Source organism: Brooklawnia sp. (genome assembly GCF_049651565.1).
Classification (GTDB): Bacteria; Actinomycetota; Actinomycetes; order Propionibacteriales; family Propionibacteriaceae; genus Brooklawnia.
Map to the genome: position 1 here is coordinate 1 of NZ_JBASCI010000174.1, position 4,677 is coordinate 4,677.

General features: G+C 70.8%; 6 protein-coding genes. 1 reads left to right on the forward strand and 5 read right to left on the reverse strand.

What is annotated here, in order from left to right; translation table 11 throughout:
• Positions 1 to 549 (forward strand): YdcF family protein (locus WBL05_RS08015; protein WP_424225056.1); only part of this gene is annotated, 549 nt, incomplete at its 5' end.
• A 14-nt stretch (positions 550 to 563) separates the two neighbouring features.
• On the opposite strand, the gene WBL05_RS08020 is transcribed toward WBL05_RS08015, so the two are convergent.
• The 5 genes from WBL05_RS08020 to WBL05_RS08040 all read right to left on the reverse strand — a co-directional run.
• Positions 564 to 881 (reverse strand): biotin/lipoyl-containing protein, encoded by a 318-nt coding sequence (locus WBL05_RS08020; protein ID WP_424225058.1) that lies wholly within the window; start codon positions 879 to 881, stop codon positions 564 to 566.
• Position 882: 1 nt separating this feature from the next.
• Positions 883 to 1,899, reverse strand: a complete 1,017-nt coding sequence (locus WBL05_RS08025) for an alpha-ketoacid dehydrogenase subunit beta (protein WP_424225060.1) — start codon at positions 1,897 to 1,899, stop codon at positions 883 to 885.
• A 15-nt stretch (positions 1,900 to 1,914) separates the two neighbouring features.
• Positions 1,915 to 2,901: a thiamine pyrophosphate-dependent dehydrogenase E1 component subunit alpha gene (locus WBL05_RS08030; RefSeq protein WP_424225061.1), complete on the reverse strand. Its 987-nt coding sequence runs from the start codon at positions 2,899 to 2,901 to the stop codon at positions 1,915 to 1,917.
• Positions 2,902 to 2,961: 60 nt separating this feature from the next.
• Positions 2,962 to 3,957: an NAD(+)/NADH kinase gene (locus tag WBL05_RS08035; RefSeq protein WP_424225063.1), complete on the reverse strand. Its 996-nt coding sequence runs from the start codon at positions 3,955 to 3,957 to the stop codon at positions 2,962 to 2,964.
• A gap of 78 nt (positions 3,958 to 4,035) precedes the next feature.
• Positions 4,036 to 4,677: helix-turn-helix domain-containing protein (locus WBL05_RS08040; RefSeq protein ID WP_424225065.1), on the reverse strand; the 642-nt coding region annotated here is incomplete at its 5' end.

Here is a 4,677-nt window from a genome sequence, read left to right on the forward strand (position 1 = left end):
CCCGACTACATCGTGGCGCTGGGCGCCGGCCTGGCCGACGGCAAGGTGGGCCGGGTGCTGGCCAGCCGCGTCCGCCGGGCCGCTCAGATCGGCAGCGCGTGGCACGCCCGTGGGCACTCGCCGGTGCTGATCATGACGGGCGGTCAGGGCGACGACGAACCGTGCGCCGAGGCCGCCGCGATGGCGGAGTACGCCATCGCCGAACTGCGGGTGCCCGGTGAACTGGTGCGGCTGGAGGACGCGTCCACCAACACCGAGGAGAACCTGCGCTACACCGCCAGGCTGGTGGCCGACGACCCGCAGCTGGGTCCGGACGCCACCGGCCTGGCCGTGACCAGCAACTTCCACGTGCTGCGCACCGCAGACCTTGCCCGGCGGCTACGGCTGCCCATCCAGGTGGCCGGCGCCCCGGTCTCCTGGTACTACTGGCCGGCCGGCGTCGTCCGCGAGTTCGTGGCCGAACTGGTCAACCACAAGTGGGCGGTGCTGGCGAGCACGCTGCTGCTCACCAGCCCGCTACCCCTGGTGCTGTTGCTGAACCCGGCCTGACCGACCGGCCGGAATCACTCCTCCTCGGGTGGCACGAAGTTGGCCTGGAACTCGGCGATGTGGGCGTCGATCTCGGCCTCGGACACCTCCTCGTCGCTGACCACCGCCAACAGTGCGCCGACGGGCAGTTCGTCGTCCTCCTCGGCGATGATGCGGCGCACCACACCGGAGACCGGCGACTCGACCTCACCCTCGATCTTGGCGGTGGCCACCTCGAGCGCGGCGTCGCCCTCGGCGATCCGGTCACCGACCGCTACCCGCCAGCCGGTCACCGTGCCGGTGGTCATCGACAGGCCCCACTTCGGCATGGTGATGTTCCTCAACTCCGCCATGTCACACCCTCTCCTTCACTCCGGCGACTTCGTTGACCGCTTCGGCGATCCGCTCCGGGCTGGGCAGGTAGTACCGCTCCAGCGGCGCGGCGAACGGCACCGGGGTGTGCGGTGGGGTCACGTTGTGGATCGGCGCCCGCAGGTAGTCGAACCCCTTGGTGGCCACCAGCGACGCGATGTCGGCGGCCATCCCACACCGTGGGCTGGACTCGTCGACCACCACCAGCCGGCCGGTCTTCTCGACGCTGCGCAGCACCGCCTCCTCGTCGAACGGTGAGGTGGTGCGCGGGTCGATCAGTTCGACCGAGACGCCGTCCAGCAGGCCGATCGCCTTCTGCGCGAATCCGACCATCTGGCCGAGCGCCACGACCGTCACGTCGTCGCCCTCCTGCACCACCCTGGCCACCCCGAACGGGACGGTGTACCGCTCCTCCGGCACCTCCCCCTTCATGGTGTAGAGCATCTTGTGCTCGCAGAAGATGACCGGGTCCTTGTCGCGGATCGCGGTCAGCAGCAGACCCTTCGCGTCGTACGGGTTGGACGGCAGCACGACCTTCAATCCCGGGATGTGGGTGAAGACCGGGTACAGCGCCTGGGAGTGCTGCGCGGCGGCGTTCATGCCGGCCCCGTACATGGTGCGGATCACCATCGGGGTCTCGGCCTTGCCGCCGAACATGTAGCGGAACTTCGCCGCCTGGTTGTAGATCTGGTCGAAGCAGACGCCGAAGAAGTCGATGAACATCAGTTCACCGATCGGCTTCAGCCCGGACGCCGCCGCCCCGGCGGCGGTCCCCATGATCGCGGATTCGCTCAGCGGGGTGTCCAGGATCCGGTCGGGGAAGAGCTTCTTCAGGCCCTTGGTCACCCCGAGCACGCCGCCCCAGGCGTCGTCCTCGCCACTGGGCGCGCCGGCGCCGCCGGCGACGTCCTCACCGAAGAGCACCACGGTGGGGTCGGCCTCCATCTCCTGCCGGATCGCCTCGTTGATCGCTTGCTGGTATGAGATCTTTCGGGTCATGGCTGTCTTCCTTTGTCAGTACGAGACGTAGACGTCTTCGAGGGCGGACTCGGGAGCCGGGAACGGCGCGGCCTGCGCCTCGGCCACGGCTCGGTCGATGAGCTCGGCGACCTCGGCATCGATGGCGTCGAGTTGCTCATCGGTCAGGACCCCGGCCTGGGTGACGCGGGCCCGGAAGTTCTTCAGCGGGTCGCGGTTCTCGCGGGCGTCCTTCACCTCGTTCGGGGCCCGGTACTTCTGCTGGTCGCCGATGAAGTGGCCGAAGTACCTGACCGTCTTGCACTCGATCAGGGACGGCCCGCCGCCGGCCCGGGCGCGCCCGACCGCCTCGGCTGCCGCCTCCCGGACCGCGAAGTAGTCCTGTCCGTCGACCACGACGCCGGGCAGCCCGAAGCCGTCGGCCCGCTTGGCGACGTCGATGCCGGACTGGTGGAAGGTGCTGGCGGTGGCCTCGGCGTAACCGTTGTTCTCGATCACGAAGACCACCGGCAGGTTCATTGCGGCGGCGAAGTTGAGGCTCTCCAGGAAGGTGCCCTGGTTGGAGCCGCCGTCGCCGGTGAACGACACCCCGACCTGGTCGGTGCCGCGGACCTTGGCAGACAGCCCCACCCCGCACACCAGCGGCGGGCCGCCACCCACGATGCCGTTGGCACCCAGCATGCCGGTGGACAGGTCGGCGATGTGCATCGATCCGCCCTTGCCCTTGCAGGTGCCGGTCGCCTTGCCGTACAGCTCGGCCATCATGGCCACCACATCGCAGCCCTTGGCGATGGCGTGGCCGTGGCCGCGGTGGGTGCTGGCGATGTAGTCGTCGGGCCGCAGCACGTCGCACACGCCGGTCGCCACCGCCTCCTCACCGGCGTACAGATGCACGAAACCAGGCATCTGCCCGGTCTGGAACTCCTTGTAGACGCGCTCCTCGAAGGCCCGGATCGTCCGCATCGTCCGATATGCCTGGAGCAGCTCACTGGCGGGTATGGTCCCGCTCGCGGTGTCGGTCATCCCCTGTCTCCGTTCGTCGCGGCGGCACCACGACGATGCGGCACCGCCTGTGACGGCAGGCTAACCGGTGTCCCGTTGCAGTCGCGTTGCACGCAGCACCTGGTCGACCACGATCCGCCACGGCCCATCGGTGAGGGTGACGGTGGCCGGTTCCCCGCGGTACCGCTCGATCTCGCGTTCCCCGTCCACCGAGATCGTTCCCGGCACCGACATCAGCTCGGTGGTCTCGCCCATCGGCAGCGGGGTGACCTCGGCGACCGGCACCTCGACCACGAGTCCCGGGGCGATCGGCACCCGGACGGTCGGCCCGTCCCCGATAACCACCCGGGCGCCGTGGTCGGCGCCGCGCGGCAGGTCGGTCACGGCGGCCGCGATCGCGCTCAGCCCGATCGCGCTGGGATCAGCGAAGCAGACCACCACTTCGTGGATGTGGTCGGGTCGCCAGATCGCCCGCGCCCCCGCGAAGGTGTCGGAGATCACCCCGACGTCCACCAGCGCTGCTTCGGTGCGTCCCGCACAGGTGACCTCGAGGGCCTTCTCCCGGACGCAGCCGTCGGCGCGGTCCACCCGGCCGGTGGCGACCAGCCCGGTCGCGATGCCGGCCACGGTGGCCTCGGTCCACACCGGGTAGATGTTGTTGGTGCCGGTCGACAACGGCAGCACCGGGATCTCATCGACCCGGCCGTGGACGAGCCGCTGGGTACCGTCGCCGCCGAGCACGCACAGCGCGTCCACCCCGACCTCGACCATCGCCGCCAGGGCCGCGATGGTGTCCCGGGCCTGGTAGGTGGTGGGCTGGTCGAGCCAGGTGAGCTGCGGCAGCGGGGCGGTCAGGCCCTGCACCTGCAGTGAACGCGAGACCCGTTCGATGGCCCGGGCGATGGTGAGGTCGGCCGGCATCATCAGCACCTCGTCGACCCCGGTGGCGCCCAGGCCGGCCAGCAGCCGCACCGTCATCGCGCCCTTCTCGCTGTTGTCGACCACGGTTGCGGCCGAGACCAGCCGACGGATGTCGTGGCCGGAAGCTGGGTTGACGATGATCCCGACACGCGTCACGCCCGACTCCTCTCGACGATTGCGCCCAGCCTGCCGGGGCCAGGGTTGCAGCGGCGTGGCAACCGCACCCTCGGGTGGTCAGGCCGGGTCGGCCAGCAGCCGGCGGCGCCTGGCCAGCAGGTGCTCCCGGCCCCAGTCACCGGCCGACAGCTCGGCCAGCCGACGCTCGATCGCGGCCAGGTCGTGGCGTCCGGCCCGCGAATCACACCAGGACGCCAGCGCCGCCCCGCCGCTGCCGATCGCTGCGGCCCGCACCGTCTGCCGCAGCTCGCTGCGGATCATCTCGACCTCCAGCGCCGTGGATCTGGGCAGCAGGTCGTCGGAGTACGCGTTGACCGCCGCCAGCGCCGAGCCGCGGGACGCCAGCTCGCGGACCAACCCGACATCGGTGCGGACGCCGGCCGCCAGCCGGTAGGGCCGGCCAACCACCAGGCCGGGGAACTGCTGTCGGATGCGGTGGATCTCGGCGCGGACGGTGGTGGCCTTGCCGTCGTCCCCGAACAGCCGGTAGGCGATCTCGTCGGCGGTCAGGCCGTCAGGGTGGTCGACCAGCAGCGCCAGGATGTCGGCGCGCCGGGCGGTCAGCGGCAGCCCGAACGCCATTGGCTGCCCGGGCCCCAACAGTTGCAGGTCGACCGGGTCGGCGGGGCCGGCCGGCAACGCTGCCCGGTCGGGCAGTCGGGCGAGCAGGCTCTCGGCGAGCCGGGCACCGGCGCGGAC

Bases quoted from the DNA above. Each gene is read 5' to 3' on its own strand.
- WBL05_RS08020 (WP_424225058.1), bottom strand. From the start codon at position 881: ATGGCGGAGTTGAGGAACATCACCATGCCGAAGTGGGGCCTGTCGATG.
- WBL05_RS08025 (WP_424225060.1), bottom strand. From the start codon at position 1,899: ATGACCCGAAAGATCTCATACCAGCAAGCGATCAACGAGGCGATCCGG.
- WBL05_RS08030 (WP_424225061.1), bottom strand. From the start codon at position 2,901: ATGACCGACACCGCGAGCGGGACCATACCCGCCAGTGAGCTGCTCCAG.